20 protein-coding genes are annotated in these 23,791 nt (G+C 32.8%); 3 read left to right on the plus strand and 17 right to left on the minus strand.

Annotation, left to right across the window (positions count from 1 at the left end):
- Positions 1 to 5: 5 nt before the first annotated feature.
- The 8 genes from ACQKCJ_RS02960 to ACQKCJ_RS02995 all read right to left on the minus strand — a co-directional run bounded on the left by ACQKCJ_RS02960 (position 6) and on the right by ACQKCJ_RS02995 (position 5,093).
- Positions 6 to 527 (minus strand): hypothetical protein, encoded by a 522-nt coding sequence (locus ACQKCJ_RS02960; RefSeq protein WP_427401325.1) that lies wholly within the window; start codon positions 525 to 527, stop codon positions 6 to 8.
- Positions 528 to 687: 160 nt separating this feature from the next.
- Positions 688 to 1,233 carry a hypothetical protein gene (locus tag ACQKCJ_RS02965; RefSeq protein WP_427401326.1) on the minus strand — a complete coding sequence of 182 codons (546 nt, stop codon included), beginning with the start codon at positions 1,231 to 1,233 and terminating at the stop codon, positions 688 to 690.
- Positions 1,226 to 1,402: a hypothetical protein gene (locus tag ACQKCJ_RS02970; protein ID WP_427401327.1), complete on the minus strand. Its 177-nt coding sequence runs from the start codon at positions 1,400 to 1,402 to the stop codon at positions 1,226 to 1,228. Before ACQKCJ_RS02970 ends, ACQKCJ_RS02965 begins: the two co-directional genes overlap by 8 nt.
- A gap of 103 nt (positions 1,403 to 1,505) precedes the next feature.
- The gene (locus ACQKCJ_RS02975; protein ID WP_427401328.1) at positions 1,506 to 1,898 is read right to left on the minus strand and encodes a hypothetical protein; all 393 of its coding nucleotides are present in this window, start codon (positions 1,896 to 1,898) and stop codon (positions 1,506 to 1,508) included.
- Positions 1,899 to 2,012: 114 nt separating this feature from the next.
- Positions 2,013 to 2,489 carry a hypothetical protein gene (locus ACQKCJ_RS02980; protein WP_427401329.1) on the minus strand — a complete coding sequence of 159 codons (477 nt, stop codon included), beginning with the start codon at positions 2,487 to 2,489 and terminating at the stop codon, positions 2,013 to 2,015.
- Positions 2,490 to 2,492: 3 nt separating this feature from the next.
- Positions 2,493 to 3,212 carry a hypothetical protein gene (locus ACQKCJ_RS02985; protein ID WP_427401330.1) on the minus strand — a complete coding sequence of 240 codons (720 nt, stop codon included), beginning with the start codon at positions 3,210 to 3,212 and terminating at the stop codon, positions 2,493 to 2,495.
- Between the two features lie 277 nt (positions 3,213 to 3,489).
- Entirely contained in the window at positions 3,490 to 4,683 is a 1,194-nt protein-coding gene (locus tag ACQKCJ_RS02990) for a hypothetical protein (RefSeq protein ID WP_427401331.1), read from the minus strand.
- A gap of 83 nt (positions 4,684 to 4,766) precedes the next feature.
- The gene (locus tag ACQKCJ_RS02995; protein WP_427401332.1) at positions 4,767 to 5,093 is read right to left on the minus strand and encodes a hypothetical protein; all 327 of its coding nucleotides are present in this window, start codon (positions 5,091 to 5,093) and stop codon (positions 4,767 to 4,769) included.
- 654 nt (positions 5,094 to 5,747) lie between these two features.
- Between ACQKCJ_RS02995 and ACQKCJ_RS03000 the strand changes: the two genes are divergently transcribed.
- Positions 5,748 to 7,664: a DUF294 nucleotidyltransferase-like domain-containing protein gene (locus tag ACQKCJ_RS03000; protein WP_271334884.1), complete on the plus strand. Its 1,917-nt coding sequence runs from the start codon at positions 5,748 to 5,750 to the stop codon at positions 7,662 to 7,664.
- 2 nt (positions 7,665 to 7,666) lie between these two features.
- Positions 7,667 to 8,263, plus strand: coding sequence for a 3'-5' exonuclease (locus tag ACQKCJ_RS03005; protein ID WP_271334885.1), 597 nt, complete (start codon positions 7,667 to 7,669; stop codon positions 8,261 to 8,263).
- 163 nt (positions 8,264 to 8,426) lie between these two features.
- Here the strand turns inward: ACQKCJ_RS03005 and acs are convergent, their stop codons facing one another.
- From acs to ACQKCJ_RS03050, 9 genes are all read right to left on the minus strand, one after another.
- Complete coding sequence (gene acs / locus ACQKCJ_RS03010; RefSeq protein ID WP_271337532.1) at positions 8,427 to 10,337, minus strand: acetate--CoA ligase; 1,911 nt, start codon at positions 10,335 to 10,337, stop codon at positions 8,427 to 8,429.
- A gap of 492 nt (positions 10,338 to 10,829) precedes the next feature.
- Positions 10,830 to 12,299, minus strand: a complete 1,470-nt coding sequence (gene ilvC, locus ACQKCJ_RS03015; RefSeq protein WP_271337533.1) for a ketol-acid reductoisomerase — start codon at positions 12,297 to 12,299, stop codon at positions 10,830 to 10,832.
- A gap of 62 nt (positions 12,300 to 12,361) precedes the next feature.
- Positions 12,362 to 12,883, minus strand: coding sequence for an acetolactate synthase small subunit (gene ilvN / locus ACQKCJ_RS03020; RefSeq protein WP_271337534.1), 522 nt, complete (start codon positions 12,881 to 12,883; stop codon positions 12,362 to 12,364).
- A gap of 80 nt (positions 12,884 to 12,963) precedes the next feature.
- Positions 12,964 to 14,652 carry a biosynthetic-type acetolactate synthase large subunit gene (ilvB, locus tag ACQKCJ_RS03025; RefSeq protein ID WP_271337535.1) on the minus strand — a complete coding sequence of 563 codons (1,689 nt, stop codon included), beginning with the start codon at positions 14,650 to 14,652 and terminating at the stop codon, positions 12,964 to 12,966.
- Positions 14,653 to 14,714: 62 nt separating this feature from the next.
- A complete protein-coding gene (locus tag ACQKCJ_RS03030) occupies positions 14,715 to 15,782 on the minus strand; it encodes a hypothetical protein (RefSeq protein WP_271337536.1) in 1,068 nt (355 codons plus the stop codon).
- Positions 15,783 to 15,785: 3 nt separating this feature from the next.
- A complete protein-coding gene (locus tag ACQKCJ_RS03035) occupies positions 15,786 to 17,486 on the minus strand; it encodes a hypothetical protein (protein ID WP_271337537.1) in 1,701 nt (566 codons plus the stop codon).
- A gap of 43 nt (positions 17,487 to 17,529) precedes the next feature.
- Positions 17,530 to 19,203: a dihydroxy-acid dehydratase gene (ilvD, locus tag ACQKCJ_RS03040; protein ID WP_271337538.1), complete on the minus strand. Its 1,674-nt coding sequence runs from the start codon at positions 19,201 to 19,203 to the stop codon at positions 17,530 to 17,532.
- Positions 19,204 to 19,470: 267 nt separating this feature from the next.
- The gene (leuB, locus tag ACQKCJ_RS03045; protein ID WP_271337539.1) at positions 19,471 to 20,589 is read right to left on the minus strand and encodes a 3-isopropylmalate dehydrogenase; all 1,119 of its coding nucleotides are present in this window, start codon (positions 20,587 to 20,589) and stop codon (positions 19,471 to 19,473) included.
- A gap of 77 nt (positions 20,590 to 20,666) precedes the next feature.
- Positions 20,667 to 21,842 carry a 2-isopropylmalate synthase gene (locus ACQKCJ_RS03050; RefSeq protein WP_427401333.1) on the minus strand — a complete coding sequence of 392 codons (1,176 nt, stop codon included), beginning with the start codon at positions 21,840 to 21,842 and terminating at the stop codon, positions 20,667 to 20,669.
- A 155-nt stretch (positions 21,843 to 21,997) separates the two neighbouring features.
- Between ACQKCJ_RS03050 and ACQKCJ_RS03055 the strand changes: the two genes are divergently transcribed.
- Positions 21,998 to 23,542 (plus strand): hypothetical protein, encoded by a 1,545-nt coding sequence (locus tag ACQKCJ_RS03055; RefSeq protein WP_427401334.1) that lies wholly within the window; start codon positions 21,998 to 22,000, stop codon positions 23,540 to 23,542.
- The last annotated feature ends 249 nt before the right edge of the window (positions 23,543 to 23,791 follow it).

Consider the following 23,791-nt stretch of genomic DNA (forward strand, 5'->3'; position numbering starts at 1 on the left):
TTGTTTTAATTGAATAAAGGAACTTTTTTTAAGTCCGAAGTTGATAAATATTTTTTTAAATCAGCCTTTAAATCACGTCTTGTAATAACATAATAACAGCCAATTACTAAAGGAACAGTTGTAACTTGTTTTACTTTCAATAACTCGTTAATCGTTTCATTTTCATTTTCGAAATTGGAAAACGGCTCAGTTATCCAAGTGTACCAAGGCGCATCTTTCGTTTGCTTATTTGTTCCCAACCACACAGCTAAAGATTCAGCAATGTCATGAACTTCTTTACGTGGTGTAATTTTGTTCAATTCGATTTCTTTTGTCATTGGATTAGAAACTGCAATTCTTAAATCTTTTTCTGCGTTTTCCAATTCTTTCTCCTCAGCATCTTGCGTAAACTTATCGTACCATTTTTTTAATAGTGGATAGATCACAATTATGCCAGCAATAAGAAGCCAGTATTTTTGCAGAAAATCAAAGAGCCAAACAGTATTGGCTTGGCTCTTTGTTCTATTAATTATTTCTCTTTGAGCCATAATATTATTTTTTCTTAAATAATTTATAAGCTAATAATCCTGCTAAAGCAACTAATACAACATTTGCAATAGTTTTATTGTTTGCGTAAAAAAGTTTGATTTTATCTAACATCTTGTTTAAATTTTTGAATTAATAATTTTTATCGTTTTGGGCGTTTGTTTAGACTGTAACGCTGTAAACAGTATAAAAAAAAAGCAGTACGGGAATAATCAAATAATTGAATTTGAATTTTCTTTTAGCTGTTACCGTTACACCTGAAAGATTATAATCTCCCATAATGTCTATAGCATCCTGAATGTCTGAATCATAAATTAAATTATGATCGGGCGCACATTCATGTTTAATAATTGCCCTTGCAATCACTAAATAAAACTTTGCATCTACAATTTTGATTGTTTGGTCAGGGTCTAAACCGACAGCTTTTGAAATAACATCAATATACTTTTGAGTATCGTTTTCAGATGGCGGTGCATATTCAGTTATAAGCTTTCTTACGGTATTTTTTCCCTTATCAATGTCGTTTGTCAAATCTCTTAACATGGCACGAATACCATATTTTACTTCCGTAAACTGTTCAAAATGTTTATCAGTATTTTGAGCATTTGGAATTTTACCCTGCCAAGCAATATTTGTCAAAACCAAGTTACCCGGATTGTTATTTCGAATACCTCTAGTTAATTCTTTTCTGCCTAAATAATCACTCATTTTCTTCTGTAATTAAAGGTTTAGCAGGCGTTTGCGGTTCATCTTTTCCGAAATCAAGCTTACCTAATTCGTCTGAAACTACCTGAATACCTTTTAAAATAGCAGTTACAACCGCACCATATTTAACGATAACACCAATTATCGAAACAATTCCTTTCAAATTTTTCATTACTTATTTTGTTTTAATTGTTTTCTTTTTTCTAAATACTCTTTGAGTAAATCCACCCCCTCATGAAGTATAAGAGGGAGGAACTTTAATATGACCTTAAACATTAGTTCGAGCGAATAAATGTACCTGCGTAACCCCCGTTTTTTGCACGTGGGTTGATTACAAAAGCCATGCTATCAATTACCACTTTACCACCGTTTTTCTGCATTGTACCCCAGTGGAAAGATTGAACACCCGTTTTAGTGTTAGTAAAAGTGCATGCTACAGAACCGAACCAACCTTTATCTGAAAGATTTGATTTAGTAGTTGTTACACATTTGATTGCAATTAATTCTCCTTTAGACAATCTCCAACCAGTTGTTAGATGCTGTTCTACGCCTTTATTAGGACCCGAAACAGGGGTGTAAGTTGTGTTTTTAGCACCTGAATGCTTAACTTTTTGTTGATTGTTATTATTCTGATTATTAGAATTATAACTCTTTTTATTTTGTGCCATTACTTTATAATGTGTTTAATTATTAATATGATTTCAGCCAGTTTTTTTATTATGATTACTGACGAATCTATCAGAAATACAATGAGATAGATTCGATAGTAATTTTTCGGCTTGTTATCTTTTTCTAGCAACTCTCTTACCTGAATTGTTACGATCACGTCTTATAAACCAAATCAATGCAATAAGACCAGCGACTGCGCCTAAAACAATTTTCCAGTTTCTTTGAAACCAAACCTTAATAGTTGAGCTTACGACAGTAGCACCAACCTGACCAGTTCCCTGAACAAAACCAGCACTTAATCCGTCATTAATACCCGTAACAACGCTTTTTGCGAAAATCTGAGAACCTGCATTTGCTACAGCACCAGCCGTTTGACTAGCTACAGCTAAAGCTTGCTGATTGTTGTATTCGGCTTGCGCAGCATTATTTGCTTTTTTTGCTTCGTGAGCATCTTGCAAATTCTGCGATATGTTTTGAACTGCTCCACCAACGAAAGGAATAGCACCCATAATAGGAGTAGCGACCTTTACCAAGTTTTTGAACGAAACATTTTTCTTAATCGCTGTACCAATTTTTTTAAAAAATCCCATAGTTTATACAGTTTTTAAACATCTTACGACGAAATTAATAATTGAGCCTTGCGACTTATTGATTTCAATACCAACCACAGCCACCAAAGGCAAGGTTAATCTATCCGTTAAACCTTGAAGGACTTTTCCATCTGCTAAAACAGCCTGAATTGGGTCAATATCACGACTTAAAGTTTGCAATTCAAAAGGAAGGTATTTAACCACTTGACCATTTGCGTACTGGTAAGAAAGATCACTTACAGATTCATCTACAGTCATGACAGCCAAATCAAATCCCTGAACATCAATTTTTTTGTTAAACTCTTCAGAAGCAACAGATTTTTGTTCAAAAAAGAATAAATTGTTTGTTTGCTGAGGCTCTTCGATTCCATATAAATCGTAGCGTTTACCTGCAATCAAATCTTCAAGAGTAATTTTAATACTCTCTTTATCTGCAAGATAAATTGAACCTTCGTCTGCTAATTCACATAATGCAATCAAAGCATTACTTTCATCGGATTGTGTATTTTCAGTTCCGTAGGTACTTGCTAAAATGAAATCTTTAAGCAACACTTTGTTTGCTAAAATGACATTCGAACCGTTTCCACGCTCAATGTAAATACTAATTTTTTCAGTAGTCAAAGCTGATAATGCTAAATCACTTGAAAGAATCAAAGCACCGATTGCTTTTGTTACTTGAAGTTCTGGCGATTTTGTAACGCCTGTAATAGTTGCAATTTTCATTTGTTATAATTTTTATTTGTTTAAATTTCTTTCACAAAGATTATTGCAACTATTATTTGACGTTCCCTAAAATTCCCTATAATTCCCTATTTTTCCCTAATTTTCCCTATAATATGCCATAGTTTATTAGGTCTTGAACCGTTAAATAGTTCCTTTTTAAAGCTAGAGAATCAATGATTGTTTGATATTCTTTACAAGCTGTTTTATAGCTTAATTCAAGAATATGCATTAACTGGGTTTTAGTTACTTTTTGGCTTGTATTCTGTGTTTTCATGGCTTATAAAAATAAAAGTTGGTGTTCGTGAAATAATTCAGAATCAAAGTCATTTACTAATTTTTCTTTGGTTCTAAATTCGTGCAGATAGAAATGTAATTTGTTTTGAAACCATACTAATAGTTGGTTTTCAGTAGTCATGTCCATATCTTCAAGTAAAAGATTTAGAGCAACGATATAAGATATATCCTGATTGTTTGCGTAATATTCTCTAAATAGAGATTTTGCAAGACGTTTTTTAATGGTTGTCGAAGAAAGAACAACCTTTTTTAAACGTTTGATTATAGGATTGAATTTTGTTATTTGAGATTGTAAAAAATCAAAATCAAATAAAACAATAAGCTTCTCTTTATTGATTTGACTTTTACCAGTATTCTCACGAAGTTCAAAAAAACCTTTATTTGCAATCTTTAATAATTCATAAAGGTTTGCTTTATCAAAAATACCCCAAGTCATTGTTTGACTGATATTTAAATCTAATTTTGAGTATTCATTTAAACCTCTAAAAAACGCTGAATTTAACTGATATTCAAAACGCCAAACATTGTCATTTTTCAAACCATTATTTGCGTAATATTCGTTTATATATGGCTTTTCAGTCAGTTGCAACGACAACGTTTTGTTATAGCATCGTATTATTTTGTCAGATGTTCTTTTCCCAATTTGGAAACCGTTAAGTATTGATTTTCCTTTATAGGTTTCAAAATAGCTTTGTAAATTTTTCGGACGCCCCGAAATAAGGTAGTTACCTGCAACAACATTACTATATAAATTACGGTAAGAATTGTTGATATCAGACTTATCAAGGCAGATATCCAGTCTATTAACAGACTTAAATATGTAGTTTGTTTCATCGCAAAAAGCGTTTATGACACCTCTTAAAGCATCGTTAGATAATGTGTAAAATAGATTGTTTTCGAATTGCAGTTGTGCAAATTGTTCACTCATAATTGCCGAGCGTGGTCTTGCTGTATAAATTCCAATTTTTAAATCTTCATAATATAAATCTGCTCTAAGTTCAAAAATCTTAGTTCCGTATTCATAAGGTTTTAAGCGAAACTTTGAATGTTCGGGAAATTCTCCAAACGGCTGACCCTCTAGATTGATAATTAAGTAGTCTATATTTATAAGAGTAGGTTTTAAAGTATTGTTTTTGAATTTAGTTTGGGCTTGATGCCTTTCTTTATATGAAATCATTGTTTTTTAGTAGGTTTGAGTGAGTTAGTTGCCGTTATACCCTACGGCAACTATTGAAAAATCGAAAGGGGAGTAGCAAAAAATTAATTTTCTAAATTTTGCCACAGCGAATAATGATTTTTGGGTAAATCGTTTATTGTAAATTCTTTTTTCGAAACAGCTTCAGTTATTTTCTTTTCGATCTCAAAAAATTTGTTTTTATAATTTGAAATTTGAGAATTAAAAAAAACATTTATCTGCTGACCAATTTTTGTGATCTCTCTAATAGTAAAATGATGCTGATGTTTTAGACCTAGCAAATCGACAGTTTCTACAGGATTTTTTGAATACTCGTTTAAATCGTGATTTAAACCAGCTAATTCCAAGAGTAAATTTTCTCGTTTTTGAATTAAAAGTAAAATTGTTGACATATTTTAAGGAATTAAAAGATTGTGTTTAAGAAGTTTTGAAAGCAATGTTTTATGAGAATTACAGTAAAAAATGAATTCGTGAACACAAAAAGATTGTGTTACTATAAAGCAATCCGTACAAACTCGAATTGTAATCCCTATATTTGAACCACGGATTCTTAGAAATAATGTTTTAAACTTTAAATGAGAGGTTTTGCAAAATGGACGCATTTTTTTCAAAAATGTTTTTGCATTGAAATTTGTGTGACGCATCTTGTTTAATTCTACAAGTAATAGAGTGTAATTCTCTAAAGAAGATCGTTTTAAGGCCATGTGGTAATTGTTAATTAGTTATACCACAAATGAACTATAATTTATATTATGTAAAATAGAATATTTCAAAACCTGCTCATGAACGATTTAATGATTGTTGAAAAAGTTTTGAAAAATACTACTGATCTATTCTCTATCTTGCAGCTTTGCTTTTTAAACAATATTGTCCGAAGTTTAACTATTTTTTATGTTCGTTAACTGGTAATAAATAGTTTTTAAAGCCTGTATACCAGTTAATTTTAACATTTTCTTAAAATAATCACATTCTCGTAAAGATGCTTTCATTGTAAGACTTTATTTTATTATTTTTACATTCGATACTTTAAAAAAAATTATCAACATATGAATACAATCGCTGAGCATATTGCAGATTTTTTAAAAGAATACCCACCATTTGATAATTTAACTTTTCAGGAATTATCTGATATTGCTACAAATATTCGTGTTATCAATTTAGAAAAACACGCCGTATTATTTCAAATCAACGATTTACTTCATGATAGTTTTTATGTTGTAGCTTCTGGTGTCATAAATTTAACAACAATTGCTGATGCTGAAGAAACGCTTATAAACAAATGTCATGAAGGTGATATTTTTGGTTTACGTCCGTTTTTTGCCAAGAATAACTACATGATGACAGCAAAAGCACGTGAAGAAAGCATTATTTATGCGATTCCTATTGCTGTATTCAGACCATTTGTAGCTAATAATTCGGATGTATTAAATTTTTTATTAGAAAATTTTGCCATCAATTCAAGACACGCAAAAGACAATGTAAATTCTAACGGTAAGTTAATTTCTGATACTGCATTCTATGTCGATCAGCAGTCAGAAATGCAATATATTCAATCACTTGCCTATAATACCTCTCCATTAACAACTGAATCAAACAAGATTGTTAAGGATGTTGCTATCCTAATGACGGAAGCAATGGTGGATAATATTGTAATCTGCGAAAAAAATAACCCAATTGGTATTGTAACAAATGCTGATTTATCTTCTAAAATTGCGACTGGCCGCTATCCTATTACAGAATCAATCGACAGGATTATGTCTTCGCCGGTCGTAACCGTAATTGAAAATGTATCGCTGGCTGAGGCGCAGTTGTTAATGTTAAAACATAATGTTACCCATTTATGTGTTACCAAAGACGGAACGAATAAATCTGCTGTAAAGGGAATTATTTCTGAGCATGATTTAATTGTGGCACAAGCCAGTAATCCAGGTGTTTTGATTAAAGAAATCAAACGTTCTCAACTTCCTAAAGATTTAAAACAAATACGCGATCGTTTGTCTGACCTGATTCAAAACTCTATTCAGAAAAACATTCCTATTTCACATATTAGCAATATTGCCAGTGAAATTAATCTTGCAATAATAAAGCGAGCTGTCGAATTGTCAATTTTAGATTTAGGCTCCCCTCCTGCTCGATTTGCATGGTTAAGCATTGGCAGTCAAGGGCGTAAAGAACAATTATTACTTACTGATCAGGATAGTATATTAATATTTGAAGATGTTGCGCCTGAGAAATACAGAGAAGTAAAAGATTATTTTTTAAGGCTGGCAAAACGAACAACTTCTATATTAGAAAAAGTAGGTTACGAATATTGTCCAAACGGACACATGGGAAGTAATATGTTATGGTGTAAATCGTTGACAGACTGGACAAAACAATACAACAGCTGGATGAATACTCCAGGTGAAAACAGCAATGATTTAAGTAGTATTTTCTTTGATTATGAAATTGTTTTTGGAGAGCCAAAAATCGAAGAAGTAATAGAAAATGTCATTTTTAAAAATGCTGTGAACAACACATTATTCTTTGATTTTTTAGGGAATGACGCTTTAAAAAGAAATTCTCCATTAAGTTTTTTTAAGAAATTTATTGTTGAAGAAGAAGGTCCGCATAAAACAACATTTGATATTAAAACCCGCGCATTAATGCCGTTAATTGATTCTGCACGTTTATTGATTTTAAATGCAAACATAAAAGGCATAAAAAACACTTACTTAAGATTCAAACAATTAGCAATCACAGATTCTAAAAATGCTGAGATATACTTAAGTTGTGCCGATGCATTTTTAACTTTATCAAAATTTAGAACGATAGAAGGATTAAAGAACGACGATTCCGGACAATATATTAATATGCGAGAAATGTCTAAAACAGACAAAGAAAAGTTAAAAAATGCCTTAACCCCAATGAAAGACCTTGAGGAACTGATTAAGAGTAAATTTCAACTTACACAATTCTCATAAGTATGCTAGACTGGATTAAAAATATCAACAAAGAGTATCCGGATTTCTGGAAGGATTACTTAACCAAGTTTGAGACAAAACCGAATCGTTTTGTAGTTTTATCTACAGAAACTTCTGGATTAAACCCCAATAAAGATGTTATTTTATCTCTGGGTGCTTTTTCTGTAATTGACGATGGAATTGTTATAAAAGATAATTTCGAAGCTGTTTTGCTGCAATATAAGTTTTTGCAGGATAATGGACTTTCGAATGAATTTATCATTGAAAGCAAAATGTTGAAAATGCCCGAGCCAGATGCTATCGAAGCGTTTGTAAACTTCATAGGAAATTCTATTCTGGTTGGTCATCATATAAATTTTGACATCGAAATGCTAAATGCCGCATTAGAACGTCTTGATTGTGGAAGATTGAAAAACGAAGCTTTAGATGTTGACATGATGTATCGCAAATTAATGGATATTAATGACAAACAATTTTCATTAGATGATTTAAGTGAAATCTTTAAAATTCCAAAAAGCGATAGAAATTCATCTTCAGAAGATGCTTATAAAATTGCACTTTTGTTTTTGAAACTAAAATCAAGATTGGGGATTAAATAGAAAAGCTTCAAACCATATAAGTTATAAATAAAGTCGAAGTTTCGCAAAGTGATTCTGCATAAGAACTTCGACTTCGCTCAGTCTGACAGTAATTCGAAAATGATATCAACTAAAAATGCCTCTTAAATTTTAAGAGGCATTTTTAGTTTTATCTGTATAAGAATTAAGAAATTCTTTCTTTCGAAATTTCGTCTACAACTTCAGGATTTAATAACGTTGAAGTATCTCCAAAATTAGAAAAATCTCCTTCGGCTATTTTACGTAAAATTCTACGCATAATTTTTCCTGAACGTGTTTTTGGTAAACCGGAAACAAACTGAATTTTATCCAATTTTGCAATTGGCCCGATATGATCAGAAATATATTGATTAATTTCTTTTGTCAAATTTGCTCTGTCTCTATATTCTCCTGTTTCTTTAAGAATTACAAAACCATATAAAGCATTTCCTTTAATATCATGTGGGAATCCAACAATAGCAGATTCAGCTACAGCAGGATGCTCATTAATTGCATCTTCAATTGGTGCTGTTCCCAGATTATGTCCTGAAACAATAACCACGTCATCTACCCTACCTGTGATTCTGTAATATCCTACTTCGTCTCTTAAGGCGCCATCTCCTGTAAAATATTTACCTGGAAAAGCAGAGAAATAAGTGTCTTTATAACGTTGGTGATCTCCCCAGATAGTTCTGGCAATTCCCGGCCATGGAAATTTGATACACAAACTACCTACAACTTGATTTCCTTCGATCTCATTACGTTTTTCATCCATTAAAACAGGCTGAATTCCCGGTAATGGCAAAGTTGCATAAGTTGGTTTTGTAGGCGTAACAAAAGCGATTGGAGAAATCATGATTCCACCAGTTTCTGTTTGCCACCAGGTATCAACAACAGGACATCTTTTATCTCCTACATGATCATTGAACCAGTGCCATGCTTCTTCATTGATAGGCTCTCCTACTGATCCAATTACTTTAAGTGATTTTAAAGGATACTTCTGGATATAATCTAAACTTTCTTTTGCTAAAGAACGAATAGCTGTTGGTGCTGTATAAAATTGGGTTACTTTGTGTTTTTCGATAATTTCCCAAAAACGGCTGAAATCAGGATAAGACGGAACACCTTCAAAAATTACAGTTGTTCCACCATTCAATAATGGTCCGTATAATATATAAGAGTGACCAGTAATCCAACCAATATCTGCAGTACACCAAAAAATATCATTTTCTTCGTGACTAAAAACATTTTTAAAAGTATAAGCAGTATACACCATATAACCGGCTGTGGTATGTACCATTCCTTTTGGTTTTCCAGTTGAACCTGAAGTATATAAAATAAATAAAGGATCTTCAGCATCCATAATCTCAGCAACACTATTATCAAGAGCTACATCTAACAAAGGCTGTAACCATTCGTCACGTCCTTCTTTCATTTTAATCTGAGTATTGGTTCTTTTTACAACCAATACTTTAGAAACTGTTGGACATGAATCTAATGCTTCATCTACAATTCCTTTTAAATCAATGTTTTTATTTCCTCTGTAACCTCCATCAGAAGTAATTACCATTTTACATTCGCAATCATTGATTCTTGCTGAAACTGCCGAAGCTGAGAATCCTGCAAAAATAACGGAATGAATTGCTCCAATTCTGGCACATGCCAAAACAGAAACTGCTAATTCAGGAATCATTGGTAAATAAATACAAACTCTGTCTCCTTTACGAACACCTTGCTCACGCAACACATTCGCCATTTTTGAAACTCTTTCGTAAAGTTCGTTATACGTTATATGTAAAGCACTTTCAGAAGGATCGTTCGGTTCAAAAATAATAGCCGTTTTTTCTCCTCTTTTGCTTAAGTGTCTATCAATGCAATTCTTGGTAATATTAACTTTCGCTTCAGTAAACCATTTCACTTCGGCATCAGCCATATTAAAATCAACCACTTTTTCCCATTGTTGGTACCAGGTAAAATTCTCTTCAGCTATCTTCCCCCAAAACTTCCTCGGTTCCCTTATTGACTTATTGTAATGTTTAAAATATTGTTCTAAATTTTCAATTTTATAATAACTCATATGATTTTGGAATTTTTTTATAAATGTATTAAATATCAGCGTATTCTTAAAATTATTTAATTCATAAATTTTATCAAAAAAAAACACATATTAAAAAAAATATCGCCTTTTTCTATATATACTATAAAATTTTACTTTTTTGGGAAAAAAAGCATGTCACAAAAAAGGCACGATAAATGAATATCATGCCTTTATTTTTAACAATTTCAATAACAATTAATTCTGTAATTCTGCATTACAATGCTCAGGTCTATTCTGAAAATAGCAGCATCTTTATTAATCAAAATGAAACTTCAACAAGTATGTTTATCACTAAACATACCCCTTCATCAGGGATTAGCTTCACTTAACTTACTTACTAGCAGAAGTTAAGTGAATGCAATATGCATCTATATCCATTTTTCTTAATAAGTGCTTACTAATTCAAAATATTACATAAAACAGAGATACAGCGCAAATCCCACAATCAAATGTGTGGTAATTCCCAATTTATTATCCAATTTTTTTCATTGCAGTCATAGATTCCCTCAACCATGTACCTACTTCTTCTATAGGATGTTGACGAATTTCTTTGTTTACTGCAATTAAAATAGCATTATCTACTCCGTTAGAAGTTGAAAATGGTTTTCCTATAATGTTAGTTTCGACAGTTTTCATGTACTCAGTCAATAACGGCTTACAAGCATGATCGAATAAATAACAACCATATTCTGCTGTATCCGAAATAACACGGTTCATTTCAAATAATTTTTTTCTTGCAATTGTATTGGCGATCAATGGCAATTCGTGTAACGACTCATAATAAGCTGATTCTTCAATAATTCCAGCTTCAGTCATAGTCTCAAAAGCTAATTCTACACCAGCTTTTACCATTGCAATCATCAATACTCCATTGTCAAAATATTCTTGTTCTGAAATTGGAGCATCTTGTGGTGCTGTTTTCTCAAAATTAGTTTCTCCTGTAGCAGCTCTCCAAGTCAATAAGTTTTTATCATCATTAGCCCAGTCAATCATCATAGTTCTAGAGAATTCTCCAGAAATAATATCATCCTGATGTTTTTGGAATAACGGACGCATGATGTCTTTTAATTCTTCTGCGATTTCGTAAGCTTCAATTTTTGCAGGATTTGAAAGACGGTCCATCATATTTGTGATACCACCATGTTTCAAAGCTTCTGTGATAGTTTCCCATCCATATTGAATTAATTTTGAAGCATATGCAGGATCAATTCCTTTTTCAATCATTTTATCAAAACATAAAATAGATCCGGTTTGCAATAATCCGCAAAGGATTGTTTGCTCACCCATTAAATCTGATTTTACTTCAGCTACGAAAGAAGATTTTAAAACTCCCGCTTTGTGTCCTCCAGTTGCAACTGCGTAAGCTTTTGCCTGATCTAAACCAAAACCGTTTGGATCATTCTCCGGGTGAACAGCGATAAGTGTTGGAACACCAAATCCTCTTTTGTATTCTTCACGAACCTCAGAACCAGGACACTTAGGAGCACACATAATTACTGTAATATCTTTACGAATCTGCATTCCTTCCTCTACGATATTAAATCCGTGAGAGTATGATAAAGTTGAACCGTTTTTCATTAATGGCATAATGGCGGTAACTACAGCAGTATGTTGCTTGTCTGGCGTTAAGTTACAAACTAAGTCAGCAGTTGGAATTAATTCTTCATAAGTACCTACTTTAAATCCGTTTTCAGTAGCATTTTTATAAGAAGGTCTTTTTTCAGCAATTGCATCTGCACGTAATGCATATGAAATGTCTAAACCAGAATCTCTCATGTTTAAACCTTGATTTAAACCTTGTGCACCACAACCTACGATGACAACTTTTTTTCCTGCTAATGCCGAAATTCCGTCTGCAAATTCTGATTGCTCCATAAATTCGCAAACTCCTAATTGTTCTAATTGTAATCTAAGTGGTAATGTATTGAAATAATTTGCCATTTTGTTTTTAATATTTAATGTGTTGTAATTTAATAATTGATTAATATGTAACTAAGATGATACTATTTGAATGTTTCTAATAATGTTGAAATTTCCATTTTTTCTTTAGAAACTGATATTCTGCCTGAACGTACAAATTGCATAATGCCGTACGGTTTGAATTTTGCATACAATTCTTCAATTTCAGAACGTCTTCCTGATTTTGAAATCACAAAGAAGTCGCGAGAAACTGTGACAATTGTCGACTGGCTTTCTTTGATGATATTTTGAATCTGTTTTTCGTCAAATAACAAACTTGAAGCAATTTTGAATATTGCATTTTCTAAATAAATAGTCTCTTCATCTGTGTGATAAAAAGCTTTTATTACTTCAATTTGTTTTTCAATTTGCCCTACAATGTTCTTAACCCATTTCTCTGTTGTATCTACAACAATAATGAATCTGGAAACATTCTCTATTTCTGATTCTGAAACGTTTAGACTTAATATATTAATGTGACGCTTTAAGAATATTCCTGATATTCTATTTAACAAACCCACGTTATTTTCTGAATATACCGATATGGTAAATGTTTTATCTTCCATGTAATTTTTGTTTAAAGTTTTTCTTGTTTCAAGTTTCAGGTTCTGCAACGTGAAACTTAAAACTTGAAACTTTTTTTTCTTTAGCTTAATCTAATTTCAGAAACACATGCTCCTGTTGGGATCATTGGGAAAACATTGTTTTCTTTTTCTACCATAACCTCCAGAAAATAAGAATCTTTTGAAGCCATCATTTCTGCAACGGCTGCATCTAAATCTTCTCTTTGTGTTACTTTTTTAGATTTAATATAATATCCTTCGGCGATTGCAACAAAATTTGGATTGATCATTTTTGTTGAAGCATATCTATTGTCAAAAAACAATTCCTGCCATTGACGCACCATTCCTAAAAACTCATTATTCAAAATAACAATTTTCACTGGTACTTTTGTCTGGAAAATAGTTCCTAATTCCTGAATTGTCATCTGGAATCCACCATCACCTATAATAGCCACTACTTCACGATCCGGTCTTCCCATTTTAGCTCCAATAGCAGCTGGCAAAGCAAATCCCATAGTTCCTAAACCTCCTGAAGTAATATTGCTTTTGGTAGAATTAAACTTGGCATAACGACACGCAAACATCTGGTGTTGTCCAACATCTGAAACAATAATAGCATCACCTTTTGAGTGTTTGTTGATCATTTCCATAGTCTCACCCATAGAAATTCCTTTATTATTTGTTGGGTTTAACTCTTCGTTTATAACCGTTTCTACCTCTATTTTATGTAGTTCTTTGAACTCGTTATGCCATGCTTCATGAGAATTTTTCTCAATTAAAGGCAATAACGCATCTAGCGCTTCCCTTACATCTCCTAAAACGGCAACTTCAGTTTTTACGTTTTTATCTACTTCTGCAGGATCAATTTCAAAGTGAATCACTTTTGCTTGTTTTGCATAAGTTTTCAAACTTCCTGTAACACGATCATCAAAACGCATTCCTAATGCAATTAGAACATCACATTGGTTAGTTAGCATATTTGGTCCGTAGTTTCCGTGCATACCTAACATACCCACGTTTAACGGATGATCTGTTGGCAAAGCCGAAAGCCCTAAGATTGTCCAGCCAGCAGGAATTCCTGTTTTTTCGATTAAAGCTTTTAATTGTTCTTCGGCCTGACCAAGAATAATTCCCTGACCAAAAACAATAAAAGGTTTCTTAGCGCTATTAATTAAGGCAGCAGCTTCAGCCACTTTATCCAGTTTTAATTTCGGAACGGGAACATAACTTCTGATTGCAGTACATTTTTCATAACTAAAATCTAACTCATCAAACTGAGCGTTTTTAGTAATATCGATCAATACGGGACCCGGACGACCTGAACGTGCAATATAAAATGCTTTAGCAATGATTTCAGGAATTTCTGAAGCTTCAGTAACCTGATAATTCCATTTGGTTACCGGAGTCGAAATCCCGATAATATCTGTTTCCTGAAAAGCATCAGAACCCAGTAAATGCTTCCCAACCTGTCCTGTAATGCAAACCATTGGTGTTGAATCGATCTGAGCATCTGCAATTCCTGTAACTAAGTTTGTAGCTCCGGGTCCTGAAGTAGCAATTGCCACCCCAACTTTTCCTGTAGCTCTTGCATAACCTTGCGCTGCATGTGTTGCACCTTGTTCGTGGCGTACCAAGACATGGTGTAATTGATCTTGAAATTTATATAATTCGTCATAAACTGGCATTATGGCTCCTCCCGGATATCCGTAAACCAAGTCTACTCCTTCTGCTAATAAACATCTAATAACGGCTTCTGCCCCTGATATTTTCATTTTTTATTATTTTTACAACTTAACAATTACTAGTATTTAAAAATACTGCTTTAATGTATATTTTAATAGAATGCAGGATTATGCTTTGATTTGAATGCGGTGCTTTTAAAAACTTCCAGATCATAATTTGCATCATCAATAATTCTTTGTCCGTCTTTTTTATCATAATCATTAGCAATTAGTCCCTCACCTTCTTTAATAGCTTTTTCAGGTTGATCTAAATGAATATAAATTCTTCCTAAATTATAATAAGCTGAATATCTTATCTTTTTACTCGACTTATCATTTTCTGTATATTTTGTTTTAAGTGAATCAAAATACTCTATTAATGGACTCATTTCACTTACTATCCCATCAATTGGACTAGTCGCTGTCATCTTAGAAAAAATTACCTTAACAGCTTCGAGCGCCTCTTTTTGAATAGCGCCTTCTTCGTCTTTAGAGTCGATAATCCATAAATTATCTCTATAACTTGTAGCCTCTAAACCGTACATTTTATTGACTTTACGATTCGTTTGATTAAGAACTAATTCAACATAAGTTTTGATTTTTTCATTATAAAAATCATCCTTTTGTTTTTTAAACAATTCTTTTACCGCTTCAGGATTTACATTGTCATTATTAGATTTATAAATATAGTCTTCATCAAACGCATATGTGTTTTCCTCATCTTTCCCTGAATCACTTATTGCTGATTTTATCTTGACGACTCCCGAACCTTTTGCTTCAATTTTCGCAATTACAAAATAGTAGGTAGTCTTTACCATTACCCCATTTTTATCTTTAGATTCATCAATTCTTGATTCAAGCTTTGGCTCCCCCATAGTAAAACTTTTCAAATTTATTTCTACATCAATATTTGAATATCTTACACTTTTTTTCCAGCCATACACATTTATTCTACCGTTCAGAGTCTCCTTATTAGGGTAAAAAGAAACAAAATCTTTGTTTATAATCGCTTCACTGCTAAAAGTTCTTTTCTCTAATGGCACAAACTTTTTAGGCAGTATTTGATAATTGACATTAAACGAAAACTTATCTAAATCGACCTTTTGTGGTTTTACCTGCGAAAAGGATTTGAAAGAAAGAAAAAGTATAACAAAATATCCTATTGTAATTTTCAAATTCATATTTTATTTTTTTAGAAATCTATTGTTCTTTTGCGACTCTAGCTGCTCTTTTGTATAATTACTCTTTACTTCCTCTTTCTTAGACGGATCGCTTATAAACATATATCGTTCTCCTATCATTTTTCCATCAACATCAAAAGCAGTTTTGCCATAAACAGCTGTCTTTTCTATTTTTTCATTAAGAACTAATATGTTGTTTTTCACAATTAAGCTATACTCCTTTTGATTATCACTTATTTCAAAATGTTCTAATTTTAGTTTACCGTCATTATCGTATAAATCGTAATTCATCATAAAACCATCTGGTCTGCTATAAGTTAAAAAAAGAAACTTATCCTGAGTCGTGTCAGGTTTTAGAACTGTGTAACTTACATCTTGCAGGAAATCTGTCCTTAATCTTCCATTATAATCACAAATTGCCCCTTTACTTGATGAACTTGTTTGGCAATTGGCCCCTTTGCAAGGAATACTTACATTAAAAAAGCCATCTTGCCCGTTATATACGTATTGCTCATTACTAATCACATGTGAAAATGTTCTATAATCGCTCACTGCTATTAAATCATTCGGAAAATCCGCAATAAATTTGGATTTCTCAAAATCATAAATTTTTGATCCTCCATTATAAAGCTGAAGCGTAAAAAAACGATCTTTATATATCTTAATTTCTTTTATTTCTAATTTCGGATCAAATAACACTTTTCCATCATAATAGATATTCTTAAGATACATTGATTCGTCCCTGCTGGAATTTGCCCCTAATTGTTTAATTATTTTTCTTGTTTTAGAAAAAATAACCATGTATTTATCCTTAAATTCAAGCAATGAGCTAACATCATTTGCTCCTACTGATATAGGAAAGATATTCTTGAGATTTGAATAATCAATAAGCTCAATGATATCATTCTTTTGAGCTAAATAAGCAACATCTTTTTTCTCTCCTTTAACATGATAATACATTTTATCTAATGAATAGATTTTATCATAGTTGTTTGGTATTAATTGTTTATTTTCTTTAAAGTCATAAATTCCAAACTGCTTGCCATCCAGACTTGATCTAACGCGATTGTCTTTTACAAAAACATCATAATCATATTTGAATACTTGTCCGCGTGCATGCTTAAATGGCTGTTTGAGCAATGATTTACCTAATGTATCCAGAACTGTAAAATCTGTATTAGTAAAAGCTAAAGCTTGTCCGGACTTGTTAAAATTACCAATACTATTATATTGCGCAGGCACTATTATCTCGCCACAAGAATTAACAATCCCTACCTTTTCTGTATTATCAAAAAAACTATAAACTTCAAAAGGCTGATTCCATGATCCATTTGTAAAATTGAAATTGGTTTTGATTCCGACTTCTGGATTTTTAACATCGTGTATTTCAACGTCTACATATTCAAAAATCATATAACCGCCACCATCATTTCCGCTGCCACGTACTTTTGACGTGAAAAACTTCCCGCAATTTAATCCGCTTAAAAAACCTTTTTTGTTATCTCCTTTAAAAGAATAAATAATTTCGCCGGCAGCATTCGCTATCTTAATATTATCAGCACTTTTTTTATCTTTTAAAAGAATAAAACCACCTTTTTTTATCTCTAAATTGTAATCTTTCTTTAGATCCTCTATTTTGCTACTTTGCGAAAATGAAATTAAAGGCAATACAAATAAGAAAAACATGTAAATTGTTTTCAGCATTTTTTATTTAATAAGTTGGTTTTAATATTAGGTTTTGACTTTATTATTTATCGGTAACGCAACCTGTAGAAGCGCTTGAAACTGATCTTGCGTATTTAAGCAAAACTCCTTTCGTAACTTTTAACGGAGGCTGAACCCACGCTGCTGCACGAGTTGCAAATTCCTCGTCAGATATCTTCAGGTTGATTGTATTATTTACAGCATCGATAGCAATTAAATCACCATCTTTTACTAAAGCAATACCACCACCATCATAAGCTTCTGGTGTTATGTGACCTACCACAAATCCATGTGAACCTCCAGAGAATCTACCGTCTGTAATAAGAGCACAACTGCTGCCTAATCCGGCACCAATAATTGCCGATGTTGGTTTTAGCATTTCAGGCATTCCCGGACCACCTTTTGGTCCACAATACCTGATGACTACTACATTACCTGGTTTAATTTTTCCGGCCTCAAGTCCCGGGATTACTTCAAATTCTCCTTCAAAAACAACAGCAGGACCTTCAAAATATTCTCCTTCTTTTCCGCTAATTTTTGCAACAGCACCTTCAGAAGCAAGATTTCCGTATAAAACCTGAATATTTCCTGTTGGTTTTAATGCTTTTTGTATTTCATGAATAACCTGTTGTCCATCTTGTAAATCCGGAGTATTGGCTAAATTCTCTGCTACAGTTTTTCCGGTTACGGTCAAACAATCCCCATGAATCAATCCTACTTTTAGTAAATATTTCATTATAGAAGGAATACCTCCAACTTCGTGAATATCCTCCATCATGTATTTACCACTTGGTTTCATATCCGCCAATACTGGTGTTTTATCATTGATTGCCTGAAAATCATCTAATGTGATTTCGATATCAACAGCGTGCGCCATTGCAATTAAGTGCATAACCGCATTTGTAGAACCTCCTAAAACTGCAACGATTGTAATTGCGTTTTCAAAAGCTTTACGAGTCATAATATCTCTTGGCTTAATATCTTTTTCTAATAATATTTTAATCGCTTCTCCGGCAGCAAGACATTCGTCTCTTTTATCCTGACTCAAAGCAGGATTAGAAGAGCTGTATGGCAAACTCATTCCTAATGCTTCAATTGCAGACGACATTGTATTTGCAGTGTACATTCCGCCGCAAGCACCAGCTCCCGGGCATGCATTTTGAATAACACCTTTAAAATCTTCCGGAGTAATTTCGTTTTTCACCTTTTTTCCTAAAGCTTCAAAAGCAGAAACAATATTTAATGATTCTCCTTTCCATTTTCCGGAATGAATTGAACCTCCGTAAACCATAATCGATGGACGATTTACTCTTCCCATTGCGATTAAAGCTCCAGGCATATTTTTATCACAACCAGGAATTGCAATAATACCATCGTACCATTGTGCTCCCACAACTGTTTCGATAGAATCTGCGATTACATCACGGGAAACCAATGAAAAACGCATTCCTTCAGTACCGTTTGAAATTCCGTCACTAACACCAATAGTATTAAAAATAAGTCCTACCAGATTTGCATCCCAAACACCTTTTTTGACGTCTTTTGCCAAATCATTCAGATGCATGTTACAAGTGTTACCATCGTAACCCATGCTTACAATACCAACTTGTGCTTTCTTCAAATCTTCTTCAGTTAAACCAATCCCGTACAACATCGCTTGCGCTGCAGGTTGTGTTTGATCTTGAGTGATGGTTTTGCTGTACTTATTTAATTCCATTATGTATTATTTTATTTTAATTTTTGTTCAAAAAAAAACCTTCCAGTATTTGGAAGGTTTGTAATATAGTTTTTCAATTATATTTATACCATTCCCGATGCATATGTGTGAATCACATTGACAACAACGACAGAAGTAATAATAATTGAGATTTGCATCATTTATTTTTTAGTGTCACAAAAGTATGAAAACTTATAGGACTAAAAAAATAAAATCTCAACATTTTACATACTTCTTGTTATTTATTTCATTATTTTAATAAAAACCTTAAACAATTGTTGACTGACCAATATGTACATTGTCATTATTAAAATACAATAGGTCATCTTTGCTAAAAATAAAATTTGAGACAAACTCTCCTACTTCATTTGTACCGAATTTTGAATCTGCTTTTAAATCAATTGTAACCACTTTATATTCAATTGCTTTTTCGACTGCCTGATAAATTACATTTGCTTCTTTGAATAAGCCAAAATGTTCTAACAACATTGCAGCAGATAAAATCGAAGCAATTGGATTGGCAATATTTTTTCCTTTTGCCTGTGGATAAGAACCGTGAATTGGTTCGAAAAGCGCATTTTTTTCTCCTAAAGATGCCGAAGCCAATAGCCCGATAGATCCTGTAATTACACTTGCTTCATCAGATAAGATATCTCCAAATAAATTCTCGGTTAAAATCACGTCGAATTGTTTTGGATTTAGAATAATCTGCATTGCTGCATTGTCCACAAATAAAAAATCTAACACTACATCAGGATAATTCAAACTCACTTTCTGAACAACTTTTCTCCATAATCTTGAGGTTTCCAAAACATTTGCTTTGTCTACCATAGTTAACTTTTTGCGTCGGTTTTGTGCTGATTTAAAAGCTAAATGTGAAATTCTGGTAATTTCTTCTTCTGAATATTCACATAAATCCGAAGCATGTGTACCTTCTTCGTTTAATGTCTTAGCTCCAAAATAAGCACCACCGGTTAATTCTCTGAAAATAGTAAAGTCAGCACCATCAATAATCTCTCTTTTTAAAGGAGAGGAATCAATTAATGCTTTGTACGGTTTTATAGGACGAATGTTAGCAAACAAACCTAATTCCTTACGAAGCTTCAGTAACCCCTGCTCCGGACGAACTTTTGCATTAGGATTATTGTCATATTTAGGATCTCCAATCGCTCCAAACAAAACTGCATCTGTGTTTAAACAAAGATTAAGTGTTTGCTCCGGCAACGGATTTCCTGTTTTGTCAATAGCAATTGCTCCCATGAGAGCTTCTTCAAAAACAAATTCATGATTGTACACTTCGCCAATAGCATATAATGCTTTTTTGGCCTGTGCGATTACCTCTGGTCCGATTCCGTCTCCCGGTAAAACTGCTATTTTCAAATTCATAATGCCTCGTTCTTTATGTATTTAAACCCTTTTATCTTTCTCTTTATTCTATTCTCTTTATTCTATTCTCTTTCCAACTAACTTCTAACTAAATCTCCTTCAATTTTCGAAGCCTCAATAATCTGGTGAATATCTGCATCGATAACTTCTTTTTTGATATCAGCAAATTTCAAAAATTCAATGTATACGATATCCAATTGTACTTTTGTCAACTCGTAACCTACCTTTTTTGCACGGTAAGCCAAAGCAGCTCTTCCGCTTCTTGCTGTCAAAATAATCGAAGATTCATTAACACCCACATCAAGCGGATCCATGATTTCGTAAGTTGCTCTGTTTTTGATTACACCATCCTGATGAATCCCTGAACTGTGCGCAAAGGCATTAGCACCAACAATAGCTTTATTTGGCTGAACGATCATTCCCATACTTTCAGAAACCAATCGGCTCATTTCATTTAATTCTCTTGTATTGATATTAGTGTCAAGATTAAGGTAAGGATGTTGTTTAAAAATCATCACTACTTCTTCAAGTGCCGTATTTCCGGCTCTTTCACCAATACCATTTATAGTACATTCTATTTGTCTTGCTCCATTTATAGCTCCTGCAATAGAGTTTGCAGTTGCCATTCCTAAATCATTATGACAGTGACATGAAAGGATCACATTTTCGATACCTTTTACGTTTTCTCTTAAATATTTGATTTTTGCACCGTATTCATCTGGTAAACAATACCCTGTTGTATCTGGGATATTTAATACCGTAGCTCCGGATTTGATCACTTCTTCACAAACTTTTGCAAGGAAAGCGTTATCAGTTCTACCGGCATCTTCTGCATAAAACTCAACATCTTCTACATAAGATTTTGCGTGTGATACAGCGTATTTTGCTCTGGCAATAATGTCTTCTCTTGTGGTATTTAATTTATGGAGAATGTGAGATTCAGATGTTCCGATTCCTGTGTGGATTCTAGGTCTTTTAGCATGCTTTAAAGCAGCTGCGGCAACATCAATGTCGTTTTTTACAGCTCTTGTCAGTCCGCAGACGGTAGCGTTTTCTACAATTTTACAAATCTCAGAGACCGATAAAAAATCGCCCGGACTTGACACAGGAAAACCTGCTTCGATAACGTCAACTCCCATTTTATCAAGTCGTTCTGCGATAACTAACTTTTGTTTAGTATCTAACTTACATCCTGGAACTTGTTCGCCGTCGCGCAAAGTGGTGTCAAAAATTTGAACTTTCTCTCTATTCATATTCATTTATTTAATGTAATTTCACATCTTGATAACAAATATATATTGTACTTCCTCAGTATGAAATTCATTTTAATGAAATTATACTGTTCATAACACAATTTATAACGCGTTAATCTATTAAAAACCAATAAGTTATATTATTATATTTTACAATGGCTAACCATCAAAAAGATTTCTTATTTGTATTGATTAAATCGCTTTCTAAATCCGAAAAAAGACAGTTTAAGATTTTTGCAAGCCGTTTAGAGACGAGTTCAAATACGAAATTCATCGAATTATTTAATATTTTAGATAAGTCTGAAACCTACGATGAAAAGCTTATTCTAAAAAGCGGGATCATTAAAAAAGTACAGCTATCTAATTTAAAATCATACTTATACAAACAGATTCTGGTCAGCATCAGGTTGAATATTCCGAGTCAGAACATTCGTTATCAACTGCGTGAACAAATAGATTTTGCGGGTATTTTATACAATAAAGGACTGTATAAACAAAGTTTAAAAATTCTGGACAAGACAAAAATCATTGCGCTTGAAAATGATGAGAAATATATGGCGTATGAGATTGTAGAATTCGAAAAACTAATCGAATCGCAATATATTACCCGAAGTATTCAGGGTCGAGCCGATGAATTGGTTATTCAGGCTAAAGAATTAAACTATAGAAATACAATTTCAAGTAAGTTATCTAATTTGTCGCTTCAGCTTTACGGAATCATGCTTAAGACCGGTTATGTAAAAAATGATGAAGAGTATACTTATATTGATGACTATTTCAATAAACATATTGCTAAATTAGACGAAAGCAAGTTTGGATTCAGAGAGAAATATTGGTTCTATAACGCCAATTTATGGCGAAGTTTTCTGGTTCAGGACTTTCTTGCGAGTTATAAATTTGCTTATAAGTGGGTGAGATTATTTTACGACAACCCAAACATGATCTATCAGAATCCGGTGTTTTTTTTAAAAGGGAATCATTACTTTTTGGAGTCTTTATATATGTTGAAGTACAAATCGAATTTCAAGAAGTATTTAACGCTTTTAGAAGAAACAATTGAAGATCCTAAGTTTCCTGTAAATGACAACATTGCATCGCTATCATTTCTATATTTATATAATAATAAGCTGAATTATCATATCCTGGAAGGAACTTTTGCAGAAAGCGAATATTTGATTCCCGAGATCTTAGAGAAAATAAAAATTCATAGCGAACATCTTGATGAGCATCACGAGATGTTATTTTTCTATAAGATCGCCTCCATTTATTTTGGAAATGAGAAGTATAATGAATGCATTTTTTATCTGGATAAAATTATTAATAACAGAAATTTAAGCATGCGTGAGGACTTAATGTGTTTTGCGAGACTATTGTCTTTAATTGCGCATTATGAATTAGGGAAAGATTATTACATGGAGAACCACCTTAAAAACACTTATAAGTTTCTATTAAAAATGAACGACTTACACGAAGTTCAAAAGGAAATTATTAAGTTCCTGAGAAACTTAAATAACTTTTATCCAGCCGATATTAAGAAAGAATTTAAAAAAATGCATGCGCGTTTTGTAGAACTTGAAAAAAATACCTACGAAAAAAGAGCTTTCTTATATCTGGATATCATTTCATGGCTTGAAAGTAAAATTGAAAATCGCAAAATTGCTGATATAATTAAGGAAAAAGCGAAGTTGAATAGCCGTTAAGGACGAAATTTTCAATTTTTTAAAATTCCAAATTCCAATGGTTTGCGCACGGGTCTTTGTCAAAGTTTAAAACTTTGACAAAGATTAGTACAGACAAAAAGCGTGAAGGATTAAGATCTTTCACGCTTTTTGTCATTTCTGACGTGAGGAAAAATCTCCGTAAGAAACTCCTCCCTGAAAGTCTCCAATCTTAAGTCGAAAATCTTTGACGAATTTCTAGTGCGATTTCTCTCTCCGATCGAAATGACA

Source organism: Flavobacterium sp. NPDC079362, from assembly GCF_050267765.1.
In the GTDB taxonomy this organism is placed as follows: domain Bacteria; phylum Bacteroidota; class Bacteroidia; order Flavobacteriales; family Flavobacteriaceae; genus Flavobacterium; species Flavobacterium azizsancarii.